The organism is Erwinia aphidicola (genome assembly GCF_024169515.1).
GTDB lineage: Bacteria > Pseudomonadota > Gammaproteobacteria > Enterobacterales > Enterobacteriaceae > Erwinia > Erwinia aphidicola.
In genome coordinates, this window is record NZ_JAMKCQ010000001.1 from 415,341 (window position 1) to 436,129 (window position 20,789).

The following is a 20,789-nucleotide window of genomic DNA, read 5'->3' on the forward strand; positions in this document are numbered from 1 at the left end:
ATCGTCTTTTCGATCGGCCCTTGATAAACCTTCTACAATTTAGCCAGTTCATCCGGCCAGGCATGCACCACCGCTTTCACCAGCGTGGCGAGCGGTATGGCAAAGAACACCCCCCAGAACCCCCATAGCCCGCCGAAAATCACCACCGACAGAATGATCACCAGCGGATGCAGGTTTACCGCTTCTGAGAACAGTATCGGCACCAGTACATTGCCATCCAGCGCCTGAATTACCAGATAGACGATAATCATGGTCCAGAAATCTCCGGACAGCCCCCACTGGCCCAGCCCCACGCCAATCACCGGAATGGTGACCGCCATTGCCCCGACGTAGGGGATCAGCACCGAGATACCGACCAGCACGCCCATCAGCAGCGCATAGTTCATACCGATAGCGAGGAAGCCAATCCAGCTGGCGATGCCGACCACCACCATCTCCAGCACCTTGCCGCGAATGTAGTTCGACACCTGCTGGTTCATCTCAACCCATACCTGCCCGGCAAGACCGCGATTGCGCGGCAGCACGCGGCGAATGGCGTCCAGCATCTGATCTTTGTCCTTCAGCAGGAAAAACACCATCAGCGGCACCAGCACCAGATAGATAGCCAGCGTCATCAGCCCAACCAGCGAAGCCAGAGAATATTTCACCAGCTGGTCGCCCATGCCGCTCAGGCGGCTGCGCAGATTTTCCACCACAATATCGATAATGCCGACATCCATCAGCGTTGGGAAACGCTCCGGCAGACGGGTAGCGAACTGATACAGCCGCGTCAGCATGGTCGGCATCTCATGGGCGAGGTTGATGCCCTGCTGCCAGGCGACCGGCACCACCACCAGCAGCAATATCAGGATCAGGGTGGCAAAGACGATCAGTACCAGCGTCACCGCCCAGGTACGCGAGCAGCCAAGCCGCTCGAGCCTGACCGTGGGCCATTCCAGCAGGAAAGCCAATACGATTGCCACCAGCAGCGGCGCCAGCAGGCCATTAAAGAAAAACAGGATGCAGAAAGCAGCGATCAGGATCGCCAGCAGCGCAATGGCCTGGGGATCGCTAAAACGGCGGCGATACCACTGCATTATAAGTTCCAGCATGGTAAGTCCTTGCCTGAGAATGAGTGGGGGAAAGTGTACCTGAAACGCAGCGCCCCTGCAGTGTCGTCTGGGGCGCTGCGCGCGAACGCTTAATGCGGAAGGGGCTGTACAACTGCAGGCTGTTCGGTGCTGTTTTTTGCCACAATCACCTGATTGCGCCCGGCGTTTTTAGCCCGGTAAAGCGCATCATCCGCCTGCTTGAAGGTGTGCTCCATGGCGACGGCATTTTTCGCGGCCCAGAATGCCACTCCGACAGAAATGGTGATATGCCCGACCTGCTCCAGATCGAACCCTTCAATACGGCAGCGCACGCGCTCCGCGATCATCATGGCCACTTCGCGATCGGCGCCCGGCAGGATCATCAGAAACTCTTCGCCGCCGTTACGACAGATGACATCAGTCTGTCTGGCCCCCTGCTGCAGCTGGCGCGCCACGGTTTTAATCACCGTATCGCCCGCATCATGACCAAAGGTGTCATTAACGCGCTTAAAGTAGTCGATATCCAGCGCCAGTACCGCGAACGACTGGCTGGTGGCCTGGAAGTATTCCAGCACCGCATTCAGGCCACGGCGATTCAGCAGTTCGGTCATCGGGTCGGTCTGCACTTCGCTTTTCAGTCGGCCGATTTTGTCCTGCATCAGGGCGATCCCCGCCAGCATTGCCCGCTTAATCTGCGAGGCTTCGTAATACCAGGAGCGGATGCTGTTGATCTCTTTCGAAACGTTTTGCGTATCCATCTGGCTGGCTTTACGCGCCAGCTGCCACAGCGGTAGCGCAATGCGCTGGGCGAGGATCAGGGCCAGAATCAGCGTCAGCAGAGCAAACGGCACCGAATGTTTCAGCACCTGCAGCAGCAGGCTGTTGAGCGGCGCCAGCGTAGCCAGCCTCGGCTTGAGCGTGACGATGGTCCAGCCAGCGGTCGGGACGTTAGCGTAACCTGCCAGCATCGCCTCACCATTATCAGCGCTAACTTCCCTGTTGCCGTTGCTGGCTTTGCTGCGCTGGTCATTGCTGATTAACGGGTTGATGGTTTTGCCGACCATCTGACGGTCCTGGTGATACAGCACCTGATTTTTACCGTCGATGACGTACAGCGTTGAGCCATCACGATAGAACTGCTCACCGAGCAGCACGTTCAGAATGCTTTTTTTCTTCAGATAGATAGAGCCGCCAACATAGCCGAGATACGTGCCGGTTTTTGACCAGATTGGCCAGGAGACAAACACCAGCAGATTATTGGCGGCAGACATGCTCGGCTGGCTGATCAGCGGTTTGCGCTCGGCCAGCGCCTGTTTTGCCGCAGCTGAACTGAGGTGCATGCCCTTCAGCATCAGTGATTCCGGCGAAATAGCGCGCACCCAGCCGTTAGCATCAACAATCACCACCGAGTTAAAGCTGTTGGTTTGCTCGCGCAGGCGATCCACTTCCTGCTGTAGCCTGTCGTCATCTTCCAGCCCGCTGCCCAGCACTTTAGCGCTGTAAGAGAGCTGTGATTGCGCCAGCTGGAAAAACACCTCGGTGGTCGACGCCAGCTTGGTGGCGTAAACCCGGTTGGCTTCCAGCGTATTACCGATCAGCACATCGCGCTGCACACGCCAGCTGGCGTACAGAGAATTGGCGAGAGTGATCACAATGCTGGCGACCGCCAGCAAGGTTATTAGCGTGCGCAAGTCCGTTTTGGGGCGGGTAAGCCTCAGCATGGACTCACCTCGGTGAGAAGCATCATCATCAGCGCCTTATAATTTTTTATGCGCGTTGATACCCAAAAAATTTCATGTTGCAGGAAGGCGGCAAGTGAGGGGATCCCCGGGAGCTTACTCCAGTAAGTGACCGGGGTGAGCGAGTGCAGCCAACACACCTGCAACGTGCAAGATGGAGGGTATGTTTAAAAGTGCGAGTTATGCCCTGGTAAAGCACCTGCCAATTGTACACCTCTCAGCCATTTTGGGAATAATCTGACGCTATCAGGGCCAGGAAATATTTCACTTAAATCGAAAAAGGAATTTATCAGAAGAAGCGGGCCAGTTGGCCCGCAGCGCGGGGTTACATTGACAGGAAGGCGTAGCCCTGGTTTTCGAGGGTGGAAACGGTCGTCGGGCTGGAGAGCGCATGGGTAACGGATTTATCAATCCACTCGGGTTTATAGTGGTGGAAAGCCACCGACTGGTCGCACACCGATACGTCCACGCCCTTCTCGCGCAGCGCAGCAATCAGCTTCAGGTTCGGGTTATCCATACCGAACTGCTTATGATACTGCTCGTTGTTCAGCATTGCTGGCGTGCCGTCGCCGGTGACCGAAACCACAAACTTCAGTTTTTCTGCTGGAACGCCGGAAGCCACGTACAGATTAACCACGCGCGCCACGCGCTCCAAACCGAGGTTCGGATCGTTCGGGCCGTTCTCCGCTTTGGTTATCTGGAAGACGATTTTATTGCTGTCGTTGACGTTCGGCTTGTAAGCCACGTTCGGCTCGTAGTGCATTTTGCCATAGCCTTCAATCGCTGGCGTCGACCAGAAACCCGCCGGGTCGCTGGCCGGATCGGCACGACTGGCAATTTTATCGATCAGTTCAGGCGCTTTAGAAAAGCTGGCGCCGACAAAACCAGCTACAGCCGCAATCAGGACATAAGAAACCACAGGACGCATAACCACTTCTCCGTAAGAGCACAGTAATGAGTGAGATATAACACAGGCTTTAGGGAAAGCTTTACCGGCTATTTTCCGCCTGGTGGCTTATTAGTTTCATATTGAAATAATATGCATTTACTACTGTATAGCTAAAATGACCTTTCCTGACTTCATTAGTGATGCCAATAAAGCCAATGTAATCCGTAGGGTCGAGGCATGCCTCGACCTTAATTGAAAGGTTCAGGCATGCCTGAACCCTATGTCTGTTTTAATCGCTGGATCTGATGATTTACTCATCATGCGATGCCGATAAAATTTAATTTAAGTAATAGAAAATTTTACGGCAACCGCCTCGGGCAATTTTTCAGAGTAACCCCTATCAAACGGCATGCCACTATCAGTAAATTTGAATAAATTTACCTAACTTTAAACAAAGAGGGGCAATGCCCCGACAACTTCTCTAGCGCCAGCAGTCGATTAGTGCTGCGGCTGGCTATCCGCTGCGTTCAGTTTTTTACCGCAAAATCCCGCCCAGCTCGCCCCGGCAGGTGCAACAGCGGTAATTAAGGCATTTCATTCCCCACGGGCACTGGTTAAGATGGCTTCTTAGTGTGGCTATCTTATGCCCGCAGAAGAACATTTCGGCACTTTGCCGGTCAAAATCTGGACTTCCTTGTTAGGGATTGCGATATGTTAATCCGATTCAACCGAGGCCTGCTGGCTTCCCTGATAGTGACGCTGCTCGCAGCCCAGACGCTGCCAGCACGTGCGGACGTGAGCGATAATCTACCGGATATTGGCACCACCGCGGGCGGAACCCTGTCGATTAATCAGGAACTGGCAATGGGCGATTTCTACGTGCGCCAGCTGCGCGCCAGTGCGCCAATCATCAATGACCCGCTGTTAAATCAGTATATCAACGGCCTCGGCCAGCGCCTGGTGTCCCATGCCTGGTCAGTCAAAACCCCGTTCCATTTCTTCCTGATCCGTAATGATGAAATTAACGCCTTCGCCTTCTTCGGCGGCAATGTGGTGCTGCACTCCGCGCTGTTCCGCTACGCCGATAATGAAAGCCAGCTGGCTTCGGTAATGGCGCACGAAATCTCGCACGTGACCCAGCGCCATCTGGCGCGTGCGATGGAAGATCAGCAGCGCAACGCCCCGCTTACCTGGGTGGGTGCGCTGGGTTCAATTCTGCTGGCGATGGCCAGCCCGCAGGCCGGAATGGCGGCGCTGACCGGCACGCTGGCCGGAACTCAGCAGGGGATGATCAGCTTTACCCAGCAGAACGAACAGGAAGCCGACCGTATTGGCATTCAGGTGCTTCAGCGCTCCGGATTTGACCCGGAAGCCATGCCAAACTTTCTGCAAAAGCTGGCGGATGAGTCGCGCTTCGCCTCCAAACCACCGGAAATACTGCTGACGCACCCGCTGCCCGACAGCCGCCTCGCCGATGCGCGCAACCGTGCCAATCAGATGAAGCCGGTGGTGGTGCAATCCTCACAGGATTTCTATATGGCAAAAGTCAGGGCGCTGGGCATGTTCTCCACCGGGCAGAACCAGCTAAATGACGATCTGCTGACCCCACTGTCGCACGGCAACAGCCGTGAACAGGCCGCCGCGCAGTATGGTAAAGCCGTGCTGTTGCTGGGCGAGAATAAATTTGCCGAAGCGCGCAATATCATCACCCCGCTGCTGGCAAAGCAGCCGGATAACGTCTGGTATCTCGATATCATGACCGACATTGATATCGGGCTGAAACAGCCGCAGCAGGCCATTAACCGCCTGCTGGCGGTGAAAGGCGTCAATACGATCCCGGTATTGCAGATCAACCTGGCGAACGCCTATGTCGAAGCGAAACAGCCTGCTAATGCCAGCAAAGTACTGTACCGCTACACCTGGGCAAATAAGGACGATCCTAACGGCTGGGACCTGCTGGCTCAGGCTTCTGCCGCGCAGGGTCTGAGCGATGAAGAGCAGGCCGCGCGCGCCGAGAGTCTGGCGCTGGCCGGCCAGCTCGACCAGGCGATCCGCAGCCTGAGCAGCGCCAGCGCCGCCGTGCCGCTTGGCAGCCTGAAACAGGCGCGTTACGACGCCCGTATCGATCAGCTGCGCCATTTACAGGAACGTTTCCGCCAGTATCAGAAATCATAAGGAGAGGATGAATGGCTGAAGTACAGATTTACCACAATCCACGCTGCTCCAAGAGTCGCGAAACCCTGGCGCTGCTGCAGGCGCACGGCATTGAACCCGAAGTGATCCTCTACCTGGAGACGCCACCGGATAGCGCCACGCTGCAAGCGCTCCTGCAGCAGCTGGGTTTCAGCAGCGCACGCCAGCTCATGCGTCATAAAGAGGAAGCTTACAAAGCGGGCGGACTCGGGGATACGAGCCTGAGCGAGCAGCAGCTGCTGGCGGCGATGGTGGCAGAACCGAAGCTGATTGAGCGGCCAATTGTGGTGGCCAACGGCCAGGCGCGCATCGGCCGCCCGCCTGAGCAGGTGCTGGAGATTTTATTGCGTTCTAAAGGCTGAGGGCTTCTTTAACAAACGGGATGGTCAGCTTGCGCTGAGCGCTGATTGATGCGCGATCCAGCTGATCGAGCGTCAAAAACAGCGTGCGCATCTCACGATCGAGACGTTTAAGCAGGAAGCGGCCAACGTCTTCCGGCAGTTCGAATCCGCGCAGGCGGGCACGCAGCTGAAGCGCCTGCAGCTTATCTTCGTCGGAGAGCGGCTGCAGTTTATAGATCTGGCCCCAGTCGAGGCGCGAAGCCAGATCGGCCAGCTTGAGGTTAAGCTGGCGCGGTGGGCGATCCCCGGTGATCAGCAGCCGGGTTTTTCCAGTTTCCAGAATGCGGTTATACAGGTCGAAGATCGCCATCTCCCAGGGTTCATCCCCGGCAATGCACTCAATATTATCGATGCAGATCAGCGCCAGCTGCTCCATGCCGTCCAGCACTTCCGGCACAAACCAGGTGCGCTTATCCAGCGGCACATAGCCCACCGCTTCGCCTTTGGCCGACAGTTCCGCGCAGGCCGCGTGCAGCAGATGGCTGCGCCCGCCACCTTCACGTGACCAGAAATAGAAGTAGCTACCGTGTTCCTGATGCAGAGCGCCCTGCAGCGCAGCCAGCAGCGACGGATTTTCCCCCGGCCAGAAGCTGGCGAAGGTTTCGTCGTCGGGCAGGTAAAGTGGCAATGAAAGCTGTGCCGGCGTGTTCAGAATCACCTCAGGGTTTTGGCAGGCAGAAATCGCGAAAAATTCTAACACAACTCGGTCAGGATCATGAAACGCTTAGCGGTCAGCGATCGTCGCGGATCGTCACAATACGCGGCAAAAAGTGCGATTAGCGCTTACTGGATAGCATAATGGTTTAAAAATCATTAGCCTTGGGCCAGTTTTTTTATTCAATAACATGGAGTCGTTATATGCCGGTCACCCGCAAAATTCGCCTGAGTATCCTCACTGCCGGCCTGTTAGCCTGTCTCGCAAGCCAGGCCACCGAGCTGCAGCACTGGCCGCAGCCGCAGGCGGACAAACTGAATCAGCTGATCGAACAGCATCGTAACAAAGGCAACTATGCGGTGTTCGATATGGATAACACCACCTATAAGAACGATCTGGAAGAGGCGTTAATACCGTGGCTGGAGAATCAGAAACTGCTGACGCGGGAGACGCTCGATCCTGCGCTTAAGCTGATCCCTTTCAACGACCTGCCGGGCAAACCCGAGAGCCTTTACAGCTATTATCACCGCCTTTGTCATATTGATGAGCTGATTTGCTATCCCTGGGCAGCACAGATTTTTTCCGGTTTTACTTTGCAGCAGCTGAAGCAGCAGGTGGATGCCATGCTGGCGCAGCAGGCGGCTATCCCGGCCTCCCTTAATCAGGAGGGTCAGCAGATCATTACGGCGGTAGAGCCGCCGAGAATGCTGCGCGGCATGCAGGAGCTTTTTGCCAAACTGCAGGAGAACGGTATCCGCGTGTATATCATGAGCGCCGCACATGAGGAGCTGGCGCGCATGGTGGCTAGCGACCCTCACTATGGCTATAACGTTAAAGCGGAAAATGTATTAGGTATCAATACCCTGCTACGAAATACCGTCACTGGCGAACTCACGACCGCACGCAAACAGATCCGCGAGGGCCGCTACCGGCCCGAACAGAATCAGCAGTTGCAGATGACCTCCTATCTGATGAACCCAATGACCTGGTATGAAGGTAAAGCGGGCAGCATGCTGGCGTACATCGATCAGTGGCGCAAACCGATTCTGGTTGGCGGAGACACCCTCTATTCAGATACTTACATGCTGCTCAACAGCACTGATGTGGCCAGCGGCGGGCAGCGACTGTGGATTAGCCGCAGTGACAATACGCGTAAAAAGCTCGATGGGCTGATTAAAAAGATGGTCAGTGAGCAACAGCAGGCAGGGGTAACCCCTGATGCCGATAAAAACTGGATAGTGGTGCAGCAGCAGCGGCTGGAATAGTCGTTACGTTAAGGGCGAGCATAAAGCTCGCCCTTACAATCCCTTACTTACCGTCCGTGCGTTCGTCAGGGACGTCGATCACCTCTTCTTCGCGGCTGCACAGGCTGATCACCTTGAAGATCAGGCTAAGCCCAACGCCCACTACGGTCGCCAGCGCCATGCCTTTCAGCTCAGCCGCGCCAATATGCACCTTCGCCCCGCTTACGCCGATAATCAGGATCACCGAGGTGAGGATCAGGTTCTGCGCTTTGTTGTAATCCACTTTCGACTCAATCAGCACGCGGATACCGGAAGCGCCGATCACCCCATACAGCAGCAGCGAAACGCCGCCCATTACCGGCACCGGGATCGCCTGAATAGCCGCCGCCAGCTTGCCCACGCAGGAGAGCAGGATCGCCAGTATCGCCGCGCCGCCGATCACCCAGGTGCTGTACACGCGGGTGATCGCCATTACGCCAATATTCTCGCCGTAGGTGGTATTCGGCGTGGAGCCGAAGAAGCCGGAGAAAATGGTCGAGACGCCGTTGGCAAACATCGAACGATGCAGGCCCGGATCTTTCAGCAGATCTTTTTTCACGATGTTGGCCGTGACCACCAGGTGACCGATATGCTCGGCAATCACCACCAGCGCCGCTGGCAGGATGGTAAAGATGGCATACCACTCAAAGCGCGGGGTGTAGAACGTTGGCAGCGCAAACCAGTGGGCTTCACGCACCGGCGTCCAGTCGACGATGCCCATGCCATAAGAGAGCGCGTAACCAACCAGCACGCCGATCAGAATCGGGATAATCGCCATAAAGCCGCGGAACATCACCGAACCGAAGATAGTCACGCCCAGCGTCACCATCGAGATAATCACGGTTTTACTGTCGGGTGAAGTGCCATCCGCCGGCAGCAGACCGGCCATATTTGCCGCCACGCCCGCCAGTTCCAGCCCGATAACCGCCACAATCGCGCCCATGGCTGCCGGGGGAAACATCACGTCCAGCCAGCCGGTACCGGCCTTTTTGACAATCAGCGCCACCAGGCAGAACAGCACGCCGCACATGATAAAACCGCCCAGCGCCACTTCATAGCCCAGCGGCAGCAGCAACAGCACCGGGGAGATAAAGGCGAAGCTGGAACCGAGGTAGGCCGGGATTTTACCTTTACAGATAAACAGATACAGCAGCGTGCCGATACCGTTGAACAACAGTACCGTGGCCGGGTTGATATGGAACAGGATCGGCACCAGCACGGTGGCGCCAAACATAGCGAACAGGTGTTGGAAGCTAAGTGGAATGGTTTGCAGCAGCGGTGGCCGCTCGCTTACGCCAATTGCGCGACGCGTCATGATGTTGTTACCCCTTGAGTTTGCCTTTGCTATAAAAAAACCGACTCTGCGGTCGGTTTATAAAAATGAATAGTCTATCGACCCACGGCTTTTCCCACGGGCAAAATCAGGCAGACCAGGCGTTATCGTCGCAGGCAGTTTGGGCACGGCCAGCGCGCAGGAACCGGAGCGTACACAACGTACGTGAGGATTCCGAGCACTGCCCGGGTTCAAAATGGCAAGTAAGATAGCCTGGAGCATTGTTTATTTAGTACCAAAAATCTTATCGCCGGCATCGCCGAGGCCTGGGATGATATAGCCCTTCTCGTTCAGGCCCTGGTCGATGGACGCGGTGTACACTTCCACATCCGCGTGCGCTTTCTCCAGCGCCGCCAGCCCTTCCGGTGCCGCGACCAGCACCAGCACCTTGATGCTGGTACAGCCCGCTTTCTTCAGCAGGTCGATGGTGGCGATCATCGAACCACCGGTTGCCAGCATGGGGTCTACCACCAGCGCCATGCGCTCTTCAATGTTGGAGACCAGCTTCTGGAAATAAGGCACCGGCTCCAGCGTCTCTTCATCACGATAGACGCCAACCACGCTGATACGCGCACTCGGCACGTGCTCCAGCACCCCTTCCATCATGCCAAGACCGGCGCGCAGGATTGGCACCACGGTAATTTTCTTACCTTTGATCTGATCGATTTCTACCGGTCCGTTCCAGCCTTCGATGGTCACCTTTTCAGTTTCCAGATCGGCGGTGGCTTCATAAGTCAGCAGACTTCCCACTTCTGACGCGAGTTCACGGAAACGTTTGGTGCTTACGTCATGTTCACGCATCAGACCCAGTTTATGTTTGACCAGCGGGTGTTTGACTTCCACGATCTTCATTGTTGTACTCCCGGAGTGTTAAGCTGCAAAAAAAAATCGCGAGATTATAGCGCCATTTAGGCTCGGCGCCATATGACTTAGTGCAATAGTTTGCACGCCCTCAGCATTATTCCTAAGGATTAGCTAAAATCCGGCTATCTGCAATGCGTGCAAGAAGGCACTCGCAAACGTTTGCCTGCACTGTTAGAATTGCGGCGCTTTATTTTTACCACCACACCAACCGCAAACCGCGTGGGGATTCGCAGTGACCGACAAAACCTCTCTCAGCTATAAAGACGCCGGCGTAGATATCGATGCGGGTAATGCTTTAGTCGACCGTATCAAAGGCGTAGTGAAAAAGACTCGTCGCCCGGAAGTGATGGGTGGACTGGGCGGTTTCGGTGCGCTTTGTGCACTGCCGCAAAAATACCGCGAACCGATTCTGGTTTCCGGCACTGACGGCGTCGGCACCAAGCTGCGTCTGGCGATGGACCTGAAACGCCACGATACCATCGGTATCGACCTGGTCGCGATGTGCGTTAACGATCTGGTGGTTCAGGGTGCTGAGCCCCTGTTTTTCCTTGATTATTATGCCACCGGCAAACTGGATGTGGATACCGCAGCCAGCGTTATCACCGGCATCGCTGAAGGCTGTTCACAGTCAGGCTGTGCGCTGGTAGGCGGCGAAACCGCTGAAATGCCGGGCATGTACCACGGCGAAGACTACGACGTGGCCGGCTTCTGCGTCGGTGTGGTTGAGAAATCCGAAATCATCGACGGCAGCAAAGTGACCGATGGCGACGTGCTGATTGCCCTGGGTTCCAGCGGCCCGCACTCTAACGGCTACTCGCTGGTGCGTAAGATTCTGGAAGTCAGCAACACTGACCCGGAAACCACGACGCTTGCAGGCAAATCACTCTCTGACCACCTGCTGGCACCGACCCGCATCTACGTGAAAAACATCCTGAGCCTGATCGAACAGGTTGATGTTCACGCCATCGCCCACCTGACCGGCGGCGGCTTCTGGGAAAACATCCCGCGCGTCCTGCCGGATAACACCCAGGCCGTGCTCGAAGAGTCAAGCTGGGAGTGGCCAGCGGTGTTTGGCTGGATGCAGCAGGCGGGTAACGTTAGCAGCTTCGAAATGTACCGCACCTTCAACTGCGGCGTCGGCATGGTGATCGCGCTGAGCGCGGCTGAAGCCGATAAGGCCGTAAAGCTGATGAATGATGCCGGCGAGAAAGCGTGGAAAATCGGCGTGATCAAAGCCTCTGACTCTGAAGAACGTGTGGTTATTAACGCATGAAGCGCATAGTCGTGCTGGTTTCCGGTAATGGAAGCAACTTACAGGCAATCCTGGACGCCTGCCAGCAGGGACGGATCAACGGCAGCGTCGCTGCCGTTTTCAGCAACAAAGCTGAGGCTTTTGGGCTGGAACGCGCGCGCGCAGCAGAAGTGCCGGCGCATGCGCTGGCGGCTGCGCAATTTGCTGACCGCGCCGCGTTTGATCGTCAGCTGATGCTGGAGATCGACGCCTATGCGCCCGATCTGGTGGTATTAGCCGGCTATATGCGGATCCTCAGCGCCGAATTCGTCCAGCGCTACGCCGGACGGATGCTGAATATCCACCCTTCCCTGCTGCCAAAATATCCCGGTCTGCACACCCATCGCCAGGCGATTGAAAATGGCGATGAAGAGCACGGCACCTCGGTGCATTTTGTCACTGAAGAGCTGGACGGCGGTCCGGTGATTTTGCAGGCGAAAGTGCCGGTATTCAGCGACGACAGCGAAGAGGATGTCACGGCGCGCGTGCAGCATCAGGAACACGCGATCTACCCGTTGGTGGTGAGCTGGTTTGTTGATGGCCGCCTGGCGATGCGCGATGGTGCGGCGTGGCTGGACGGCCAGCAACTGCCTGTTGAAGGGCATGCGTTCGAATAAGCGTTTGCGGGTCGGGCATGCCTGACCCCTACCCATATCTGCCGGTAATATAATCTTCCGTACGGCGCTGACGCGGCGCAGTAAACAGTTCGTCGGTCAGACCAAACTCCACCACACTTCCCTGATGCATAAACGCGGTATAGTCCGACACGCGGGCAGCCTGCTGCATGTTATGGGTGACCAGAATCAGCGTGAAGTGCTGCTTCAACGTGCTCATCAGCTCCTCAATCACCAGCGTGGAGATGGGATCGAGCGCCGACGTTGGCTCATCCAGCAGTAAGATTTCTGGCTCAATCGCTATCGCCCGGGCGATCACCAGCCGCTGCTGCTGCCCGCTGGAGAGCGTCAGCGCATTCTGCCACAGATTATCTTTCACTTCCGGCCACAGTGCCGCCGCACGCAGCGCCCGCTCCACCGCTTCATCCAGTACGCGTCGGTCACGCACGCCCTGCAGGCGCAGGCCATACACCACGTTGTCATAGATGGTTTTGGGGAACGGGTTAGGACGCTGGAACACCATTCCCACGCGGCGGCGCAGCGCAGAGAGATCCTGCTGCGGGGCGAGGATTGAGTGCTGCTGCAGCCGGATATCCCCTTCGATACGGCAGCCGTCAATCGTATCATTCATACGGTTAAAGCAGCGCAGCAGGGTCGATTTGCCGCAGCCTGAGGGGCCGATTAACGCGGTGATGCGATTTTTCGGCACCCGCAGGCTGATGGCATTCAGGGCGGGTTTTTTCCCGTACCACAGGCTGAGTTTATCCAGCTCCAGCGCGGTATCCGCATCGTCAAAGGTGACATTGGTCATAAAGAATTCCGTGTTAATGCATCAGCGCACGGTAGCGCTCGCGCAGACGATGGCGCAGGACCATCGCCATTAAATTTAAGCCCAGAATCAGCAATACCAGCAGCAGCGCGGTGGCAAACACCAGCGGGCGGTCAGCTTCGGCATTGGGGCTTTGAAAAGCCAGATCGTAAATCTGAAAGCCGAGATGCATAAATTTACGATCGAGGTGTAAATAAGGGAACAGTGAGTCAATCGGCAGCTCGGGCACCATCTTCACCACGCCGACCAGCATCAGCGGCGCGGTCTCCCCGGCGGCGCGCGCGACGGCCAGAATCAGCCCGGTCAGCATCGCCGGTATCGCCAGCGGCAGCGTGACGTGCCACAGGGTTTCTGCCCGGGTTGCGCCGAGCGCGAGGGAACCCTGGCGCAGCGATGGCGGAATGCGCGACAGCCCCTCTTCGGTGGCAACAATCACCACCGGCAGGGTCAGCAGTGCCAGCGTCAGCGAAGCCCACAGCAGCCCCGGTGTACCAAAGGTCGGGTTCGGCAACGACGAGGCGAAGAACAGGCGATCGAGGCTGCCGCCCATCAGCCAGACAAAGAACCCGAGGCCAAACACCCCATAGACAATCGACGGCACGCCAGCCAGATTGACCACGGCAATGCGCACCAGCCGCGTCAGCAGGTTGCGCCCGGCGTACTCGTGCAGCCAGACGGCGGCAATCACGCCGAGCGGCATCACCACCACCGACATCAGTAGCACCATCAGCACGGTACCAAAGATCGCCGGGAAAATGCCGCCGTCGCCCTGGCTGTCACCTTTAGCATCGCTGACGAAGTGCCACAGCTGGCTGCCGAAATGCTGCCACTTCTGCGCCAGCGTCATGGCATTGGGCTGCCAGGCAGCGACAATCTGCGCCAGCGAGATCGGATGCTGCACGCCGCCCGCATCGCGCAACAGCAGCACGGTACTGTTGCTTTCACGCTGCAGGGCCGACAGTCGTGCGGCCTGGCGGCCAAACTGGCGCTGCAGTTCGGCGCGGTCTGCCTCATACATCGACTGCGCCTCCGCCGTGTAGCGCTGCTCGTCGCGCTGCTTCTGCCGCTGGCGCGCCAGCTCCTCCATCTGCGCATTCAGCCGCGCCATATTCACCCGGCGCAGCTTTTCCGCTTCCTCGATACGCTGACGCGTCTGCACTAAACGCTGCTGCAGCGCCTGGCCGAGATCCTGTGCCGTCAGCGGCTGGCTCTCTTCCAGCAGCCCGTCAAACCAGCCGTAGGCGTTGCCGCCGCTGCGCCGCTGCAGCACGATCGCCTGGCCCGGCGTATCCTGCTGCACAATCTGGCTGGAGAGAATCGTGTGAAAATCCGGGGCGTTAAAATCGCGGTTGCCGGTTTTGATCAGATAGCGCGTAACCTTTTCCGGCGTCTTCCCGACCAGCGGCTGCCCGCTGGCCAGAAGCTGCTGGCGCGAGACCGTCTGCCGTTGCGCCACTTCGCCCAGCATCTGCACCTCACCGTGCGGGGTTTTTAGCGTGAACTGCACCAGCGGCTGCGGCCAGAAATAGCGCAGCCCCTGCCAGGCCAGCAGCGCAATCAACAGCAGGAAGGCCAGCAGGCTGAGCGCTACCGCGCCCCCGGTCAGCCAGCGCCAGCGGTGATTATTGCGTGCCGCGTTGATCATCCCTGAATCTCCTGCTGGCTGTAACGCTGGCGCAGGCGCTGACGCACCATCTCCGCAAGGGTATTGACCACCAGGGTGAACACCAGCAGCACCAGCGCAGAGAGGAACAGAATACGGTAGTGAGCGCTGCCCGCTGCGGCTTCCGGCATCTCCACCGCCACGTTCGCCGCCAGCGAGCGCAGCCCTTCGAACAGGCCGCCGTGCGTCACCGGGGTATTGCCCGTCGCCATCAGCACGATCATGGTTTCTCCTATCGCGCGGCCAAAGCCAATCATTAAGGCGGCAAAGATGCCGGAGGAGGCTCCCGGCAGCACCACGCGCGTCAGAGTTTGCCACTGCGTCGCCCCCAGCGCCAGCGAGCCCTGCCCGAGCTCGGCCGGAACGCTGAAGATGGCATCTTCCGCCAGGGTGAAGATCAGCGGCACCAGCGCAAAGCCCATCGCCACCCCGGCCACCAGCAGATTACGCTGCTGATAGTGAGTACTGATGACGTCAGCCAACTGCTGCCCCCACAGCGCCTGTACGGCCAGCGGCACCAGCCACAGGGTTGCTGCAGCGGTCAGCAGCAGGACCGGCAGCAGAATCAGCACTTCACGCCCTTCGGACAGCCAGCGCCTGCGCCAGTGCGGCGGTAATTTTTGCATTGCCCAACCGCACAGCAGCAGCACGGCGGCCAGCGCCAGCGGCAGCAGCAGCACGCCGGGGAGCCTGTCGGCAATGCGCGGTGCCAGCCACAATCCGGCGATCAGGCCGATTACCACGCTGGGCAGCGCCCCCATCATCTCAATGGCCGGTTTCACCCAGCGCCGCAGTGCTGGCGTCATAAACCAGGCGGTGTACATTGCCGCTGCCAGCGCCAGCGGCGTGGCAAACAGCATCGCCAGCCCGGCGGCCTTCAGGGTTCCCACCACCATCGGCACCAAGCTGTATTTCCCCTGATAGTAGTCATTGGCGGAGGTCGACTGCCAGACATAGTCCGGGGAAGGATAGTGCTCGTACCACACTTTTTGCCACAGGCTGCGCCAGCTGATGTCCGGCCATGGATTGGTCAGCTGAAAGTGCTGCCAGCGCCCGTCACGCTCCACCAGCAGCCCGTCGCCTTCCGGAGAGAACTTCGCACGGGTGATACCCGGTTTGAGCTGATGGCTGAGGATGGCTCCCTGCTGCTTGCTGGCAAACAGCTTAAGCTCGCCCTGCGGGCTGAGCGTGGCGAATACGCGGCGGTGTGCTTCGGTGACGATCAGCGGCTGCCACTCTGCCCCGGCAAAACGGCGGATCTGGCGCAGGTGCGGGCCGCTCGGGCTGGCGATATCAAACCACTGGCTGATGCCGTCTTCATCGGCGATCAGTAGCGAACTGCCGCCGCTCAGCATCGCGATGCTTTTCACCGGCTGCGTCAGCGTCAGCTCGTCGCGCAGTTGAGGCGCGCCGCTGCCGATGTTCCAGACGCGCAGCTGTGAACCGGCCAGCGCAAACAGCAGGCGGCCATCCGGTGACAGCAGCAGCTGGCTGACGTCGCGGATGTCCAGACGATAATTTTGTGCAGGGAGCTGGGATTGCAGCTGCCATAGCGTGATATGGTCGGGGGTCGCCAGCGCCACCTGCCAGCGGTTTTCACCACTTTGCGCCAGGCTGAACTGGTTGATGGTCGTTTCACCGCTGGAGAGCGGCAGATCGCCCAGCGGGAACTTCCAGTGCGGCGCTTCACCGGGGATAAACTCAGGTTTTACCAGCACCATTGAGCCCTGTGCTGACAGCAGCAGCGTGCTGCCGTTATCGCTACTGCTGCTGGCTCTGACCGCGCTGCGCATTAGCGGGAACGGGCTCATCGGCGGCTCAGCATTCAGCGGGATAAACTGCCCGTGGCCCTGATTATCAATGCGCCAGCCCCACTGCTGCTGCCGGTCCATCCCCAGCGCAACCGCAGGCTGATGTTGCCACAGTTTGATTTCGTTTCCGGCGTGGATCGCGGGGGAGACGAACAGCGGAACGACGACCCAAATCAGCCAGAAAAACAGCAGCATCATTACCAGTAGAATGGCCACACCGCATGCCGTGACCACGCGCCGCGTCAGCCGATCGATAAAGCGGCGGCGCCCGGCGTTGTCGTGAACAGGGATTGGGCGGTCAGTCATATCAACGTGGGTTTCCATTGTGCTTCGAAGCCGCTATGTTGCCCGTATGTAGTTAATAAGACAATCAACATTCACCGGGCGTTGGACAATGCTGCCATACTCTCGCCATAATGTTGCAGAACAATGGATACCTTCATCCTGAATCAGCCAACGGAGTAAAAATGGGTCAGGAAAAGCTGTATATAGAGAAAGAGTTAAGTTGGTTATCCTTCAATGAACGCGTGTTGCAGGAAGCTGCCGATAAAACTAACCCGCTGATTGAGCGTATGCGCTTTCTGGGTATCTATTCCAATAATCTGGAAGAGTTTTATAAAGTCCGCTTTGCAGACCTGAAACGCCGCATTCTGATCGGCGAGGAGCAAGGCTCCCCAAATACGCCGCGCCACCTGCTAAAAAAAATCCAGGCGCGCGTACTGAAAGCCGATCAGGAGTTCGACAGCCTCTACAATGACCTGCTGCTGGAGATGGCGCGTAACCAAATCTTCCTGATTAATGAACGCCAGCTCTCCCCCAATCAGCAGAGCTGGCTGCGCCACTACTTTAAGCACCATCTGCGCCAGCACATTACTCCGATCCTGATTAACCACGACACTGACCTGATTGAGTTCCTGAAAGACGACTACACCTATCTGGCAGTGGAGATTATTCGCGGCGAAGATATTCGCTATGCGCTGCTGGAGATCCCCTCCGATAAAGTGCCGCGCTTCGTTAATCTGCCACCGGAGACGCCGCGCCGCCGCAAGCCGATGATCCTGCTGGATAACATCCTGCGCTACTGCCTGGGCGATATTTTCCGTGGCTTCTTCGACTACGACGCGCTTAACGCCTACTCGATGAAGATGACGCGCGATGCGGAATATGATTTGGTCACCGAGATGGAGTCGAGCCTGCTGGAGCTGATGTCTTCCAGCCTGAAGCAGCGCCTGACGGCCGAACCCGTGCGCTTTGTTTATCAGCGCGATATGCCGGATGCCATGGTGCAAATGCTGGGTAAAAAGCTCAACATCACCAACTATGACTCGATTGTTCCCGGCGGCCGCTACCATAATTTTAAAGACTTTATTGGCTTCCCGAACGTGGGCAAAGCGAACCTGGTCAATAAACCGCTGCCGCAGCTGCGCCATATCTGGTTTGACCGCTTCCGCAATGGCTTTGACGCCATCCGTAATCGCGATGTGCTGCTCTACTACCCTTATCACACCTTTGAGCACGTGCTGGAGCTGCTGCGCCAGGCCTCCTTTGACCCAGCGGTGCTGGCGATCAAAATCAATATCTACCGCGTGGCGAAGGACTCACGCATTATCGATGCGATGATCCACGCCGCCTATAACGGCAAGAAAGTCACCGTGGTGGTGGAGCTTCAGGCGCGCTTCGATGAAGAGGCCAATATTCACTGGGCCAAGCGGCTGACTGAAGCCGGCGTGCATGTGATCTTCTCCGCGCCTGGCCTGAAGATTCACGCCAAGCTGTTCCTCATTTCGCGCCATGAAAACGGCGAGATTGCGCGCTATGCGCATATCGGCACCGGTAACTTTAACGAAAAAACCGCACGTATTTATACCGACTACTCGCTGCTGACCGCCGATGCGCGTATCACCAACGAAGTGCGCCGGGTGTTTAACTTTATCGAAAACCCGTATCGCCCGGTGACTTTCGAACATCTGATGGTCTCGCCGCAGAACTCGCGCAAGATGCTGTATCAGCTGATTGATAATGAGATCGCCAATGCGCAGAAAGGCATTCCTGCCGGTATCACGCTGAAGATTAACAACCTGGTCGACAAAGGCCTGGTGGACCGCCTTTATACCGCGTCCAGCGTCGGTGTGAAGGTCGAACTGCTGGTGCGCGGCATGTGCTCGCTGATCCCGAATCTGGAAGGCATCAGCGAAAATATTCGCGTTATTAGTATTGTCGACCGCTACCTGGAACACGATCGCGTCTATATTTTTGATAACGGCGGCGATAAAAAAGTGTTCCTCTCGTCCGCTGACTGGATGACGCGCAACATCGATTATCGCATCGAAGTGGCCGTCGCCATCCTTGACCCTATTCTGAAACAGCGCATCCTGGATATTATCGCCATCCTGTTAAGTGATACGCTGAAGGCCCGTTTCGTCGATAAAGAGTTGAGCAACCGCTATGTTCCACGCGGTAACCGCCGCAAGGTGCGCGCCCAGCTGGCCATCTACGATTACATTAAATCACTTGAGCAACCTGATTAATCACTATGCCAATTTCCCATAAAAGTACGCCGAAACCGCAGGAATTTGCTGCCATCGACCTGGGTTCGAACAGTTTTCACATGGTGATTGCCCGCGTAGTGGACGGGGCGATGCAGGTGCTTGGCCGTCTGAAGCAGCGCGTGCACCTGGCTGACGGGCTGGACAGTAACAACGTGCTGAGCGAAGAAGCCATCGAGCGCGGACTGACCTGCCTGGCGCTGTTTGCAGAACGTTTGCAGGGCTTCAGCCCGGCCAATGTCACCATCGTCGGCACCCATACCCTGCGCCAGGCGGTTAACGCCGAAGATTTCCTGCAGCGTGCCGCCGACGTTATCCCCTACCCGATTGAGGTGATCTCCGGCCACGAAGAAGCGCGCCTGATCTTTATGGGTGTGGAACATACCCAGCCGGAAAAAGGCCGCAAGCTGGTGATCGATATCGGCGGCGGCTCAACCGAACTGGTGATTGGTGAAGACTTCGAGCCAAAACTGGTCGAAAGCCGCCGCATGGGCTGCGTCAGCTTTGCCAATCTCTACTTCCCGGGCGGCGCCATCAGCAAAGAGAACTTCCGCCGGGCGCGCCTGGCTGCGGTGCAGAAACTGGAAACGCTGGCATGGCAGTACCGTCTGATGGGCTGGCAGTATGCGCTCGGTGCCTCCGGCACCATTAAGGCGACCTGTGAAGTGCTGCAGGCAATGGGCGAGAAAGACAAGCTGATTACGCCGGAGCGGCTGGAAAAGCTGTATGACGAGGTGATCAAGCACAAATCGTTTGATGCCCTGAGCCTGCCGGGGCTGTCGGAAGAGCGTAAAGGGGTGTTTGTGCCGGGTCTCGCCATTCTTTGTGGCGTATTCGATGCGCTGGCGATCCGCGAACTGCGCCTGTCCGACGGTGCGCTGCGCGAAGGCGTGCTGTATGAAATGGAAGGCCGCTTCCGCCATCAGGATATCCGCAGCCGTACCGCACAGAGCCTGGCAAACCACTACGCCATCGACAGCGATCAGGCGCGCCGCGTGCTGGAAACCACTGAACTGCTCTACAACCAGTGGCGCGACCAGAACAGCAAGCAGGCCAATCCGCAGCTGGATGCGCTGCTGAAGTGGGCGGCGATGCTACACGAAGTGGGTCTGACGATTAACCACAGCGGCATGCAGCGCCACTCCGCCTATATCCTGCAAAACACCAATATGCCGGGGTTTAATCAGGATCAGCAGACGCTGCTGGCCACGCTGGTACGCTATCACCGTAAGGCGGTGAAAGTGGATGAGATGCCGCGCCTGACGCTGTTTAAACGTAAACAGTTTCTGCCGCTGGTGTTCCTGTTGCGCCTGGGTACGCTGCTGAATAACCAGCGCCAGGCGACCTCGAAACCTGAGGAACTGAAGCTGGAAACCGATGAGGGTCACTGGACCCTGACGTTCCCGCGTGACTACTTCAGCCAGAACAACCTGGTTCAGCTCGACCTTGAGCGCGAACAGACTTACTGGAATGACATCACCGGCTGGCAGCTGACCATTCAGGAAGAAGCGTAACCGTTGACGGGGCCGATCGGAACAGAAGATCGGCCCCGACAGAACCAGGGCCGATCGGAACAGAGGATCGGCCCCTACAGGTAAACTTTTTTTC

General features: G+C 57.5%; 16 protein-coding genes. 7 read left to right on the forward strand and 9 right to left on the reverse strand.

Annotation, left to right across the window (positions count from 1 at the left end):
- Window positions 1-32: 32 nt before the first annotated feature.
- From J2Y91_RS01805 to J2Y91_RS01815, 3 genes are all read right to left on the reverse strand, one after another.
- A complete protein-coding gene (locus J2Y91_RS01805) occupies window positions 33-1,091 on the reverse strand; it encodes an AI-2E family transporter (protein ID WP_133623091.1) in 1,059 nt (352 codons plus the stop codon).
- 89 nt (window positions 1,092-1,180) lie between these two features.
- Window positions 1,181-2,791: a sensor domain-containing diguanylate cyclase gene (locus J2Y91_RS01810; protein ID WP_133623090.1), complete on the reverse strand. Its 1,611-nt coding sequence runs from the start codon at window positions 2,789-2,791 to the stop codon at window positions 1,181-1,183.
- Window positions 2,792-3,134: 343 nt separating this feature from the next.
- On the reverse strand, window positions 3,135-3,737 hold the full coding sequence (locus tag J2Y91_RS01815; protein WP_048915218.1) for a DsrE family protein: 603 nt from the start codon (window positions 3,735-3,737) through the stop codon (window positions 3,135-3,137).
- Between the two features lie 672 nt (window positions 3,738-4,409).
- Between J2Y91_RS01815 and bepA the strand changes: the two genes are divergently transcribed.
- The gene (gene bepA, locus J2Y91_RS01820; RefSeq protein ID WP_253536894.1) at window positions 4,410-5,873 is read left to right on the forward strand and encodes a beta-barrel assembly-enhancing protease; all 1,464 of its coding nucleotides are present in this window, start codon (window positions 4,410-4,412) and stop codon (window positions 5,871-5,873) included.
- A gap of 11 nt (window positions 5,874-5,884) precedes the next feature.
- Entirely contained in the window at window positions 5,885-6,253 is a 369-nt protein-coding gene (arsC, locus tag J2Y91_RS01825) for an arsenate reductase (glutaredoxin) (protein ID WP_253536896.1), read from the forward strand.
- On the opposite strand, the gene hda is transcribed toward arsC, so the two are convergent.
- Window positions 6,243-6,950 (reverse strand): DnaA inactivator Hda, encoded by a 708-nt coding sequence (hda, locus tag J2Y91_RS01830; protein WP_048915215.1) that lies wholly within the window; start codon window positions 6,948-6,950, stop codon window positions 6,243-6,245. The genes arsC and hda overlap by 11 nt on opposite strands.
- Before the next feature lie 200 nt (window positions 6,951-7,150).
- Between hda and J2Y91_RS01835 the strand changes: the two genes are divergently transcribed.
- On the forward strand, window positions 7,151-8,212 hold the full coding sequence (locus tag J2Y91_RS01835) for a haloacid dehalogenase-like hydrolase (RefSeq protein ID WP_133623088.1): 1,062 nt from the start codon (window positions 7,151-7,153) through the stop codon (window positions 8,210-8,212).
- A gap of 43 nt (window positions 8,213-8,255) precedes the next feature.
- On the opposite strand, the gene uraA is transcribed toward J2Y91_RS01835, so the two are convergent.
- Window positions 8,256-9,545, reverse strand: a complete 1,290-nt coding sequence (gene uraA / locus J2Y91_RS01840) for a uracil permease (protein WP_133623087.1) — start codon at window positions 9,543-9,545, stop codon at window positions 8,256-8,258.
- A gap of 243 nt (window positions 9,546-9,788) precedes the next feature.
- Entirely contained in the window at window positions 9,789-10,415 is a 627-nt protein-coding gene (upp, locus tag J2Y91_RS01845) for a uracil phosphoribosyltransferase (protein WP_048915212.1), read from the reverse strand.
- A gap of 244 nt (window positions 10,416-10,659) precedes the next feature.
- Between upp and purM the strand changes: the two genes are divergently transcribed.
- Together purM and purN are read left to right on the forward strand one after the other, a co-directional pair.
- Window positions 10,660-11,700: a phosphoribosylformylglycinamidine cyclo-ligase gene (gene purM / locus J2Y91_RS01850; protein WP_133623086.1), complete on the forward strand. Its 1,041-nt coding sequence runs from the start codon at window positions 10,660-10,662 to the stop codon at window positions 11,698-11,700.
- Entirely contained in the window at window positions 11,697-12,335 is a 639-nt protein-coding gene (purN, locus tag J2Y91_RS01855; RefSeq protein WP_253536898.1) for a phosphoribosylglycinamide formyltransferase, read from the forward strand. The genes purM and purN overlap by 4 nt, the downstream gene beginning before the upstream one ends.
- A gap of 28 nt (window positions 12,336-12,363) precedes the next feature.
- Here purN and pstB read toward each other — a convergent pair whose 3' ends face one another.
- The 3 genes from pstB to J2Y91_RS01870 are packed head-to-tail and all read right to left on the reverse strand — an operon-like array spanning window position 12,364 to window position 16,959.
- Entirely contained in the window at window positions 12,364-13,143 is a 780-nt protein-coding gene (gene pstB / locus J2Y91_RS01860) for a phosphate ABC transporter ATP-binding protein PstB (RefSeq protein WP_099754794.1), read from the reverse strand.
- A gap of 13 nt (window positions 13,144-13,156) precedes the next feature.
- Window positions 13,157-14,806, reverse strand: coding sequence for a phosphate ABC transporter permease PstA (gene pstA, locus J2Y91_RS01865; RefSeq protein ID WP_253536900.1), 1,650 nt, complete (start codon window positions 14,804-14,806; stop codon window positions 13,157-13,159).
- Window positions 14,803-16,959 carry an ABC transporter permease subunit gene (locus J2Y91_RS01870; protein ID WP_253536902.1) on the reverse strand — a complete coding sequence of 719 codons (2,157 nt, stop codon included), beginning with the start codon at window positions 16,957-16,959 and terminating at the stop codon, window positions 14,803-14,805. Before J2Y91_RS01870 ends, pstA begins: the two co-directional genes overlap by 4 nt.
- Before the next feature lie 143 nt (window positions 16,960-17,102).
- On the opposite strand from J2Y91_RS01870, the gene ppk1 reads away from it, so the two are divergent.
- Window positions 17,103-19,163, forward strand: a complete 2,061-nt coding sequence (gene ppk1 / locus J2Y91_RS01875; RefSeq protein WP_048915206.1) for a polyphosphate kinase 1 — start codon at window positions 17,103-17,105, stop codon at window positions 19,161-19,163.
- 5 nt (window positions 19,164-19,168) lie between these two features.
- A complete protein-coding gene (gene ppx, locus J2Y91_RS01880) occupies window positions 19,169-20,695 on the forward strand; it encodes an exopolyphosphatase (RefSeq protein ID WP_133623084.1) in 1,527 nt (508 codons plus the stop codon).
- The last annotated feature ends 94 nt before the right edge of the window (window positions 20,696-20,789 follow it).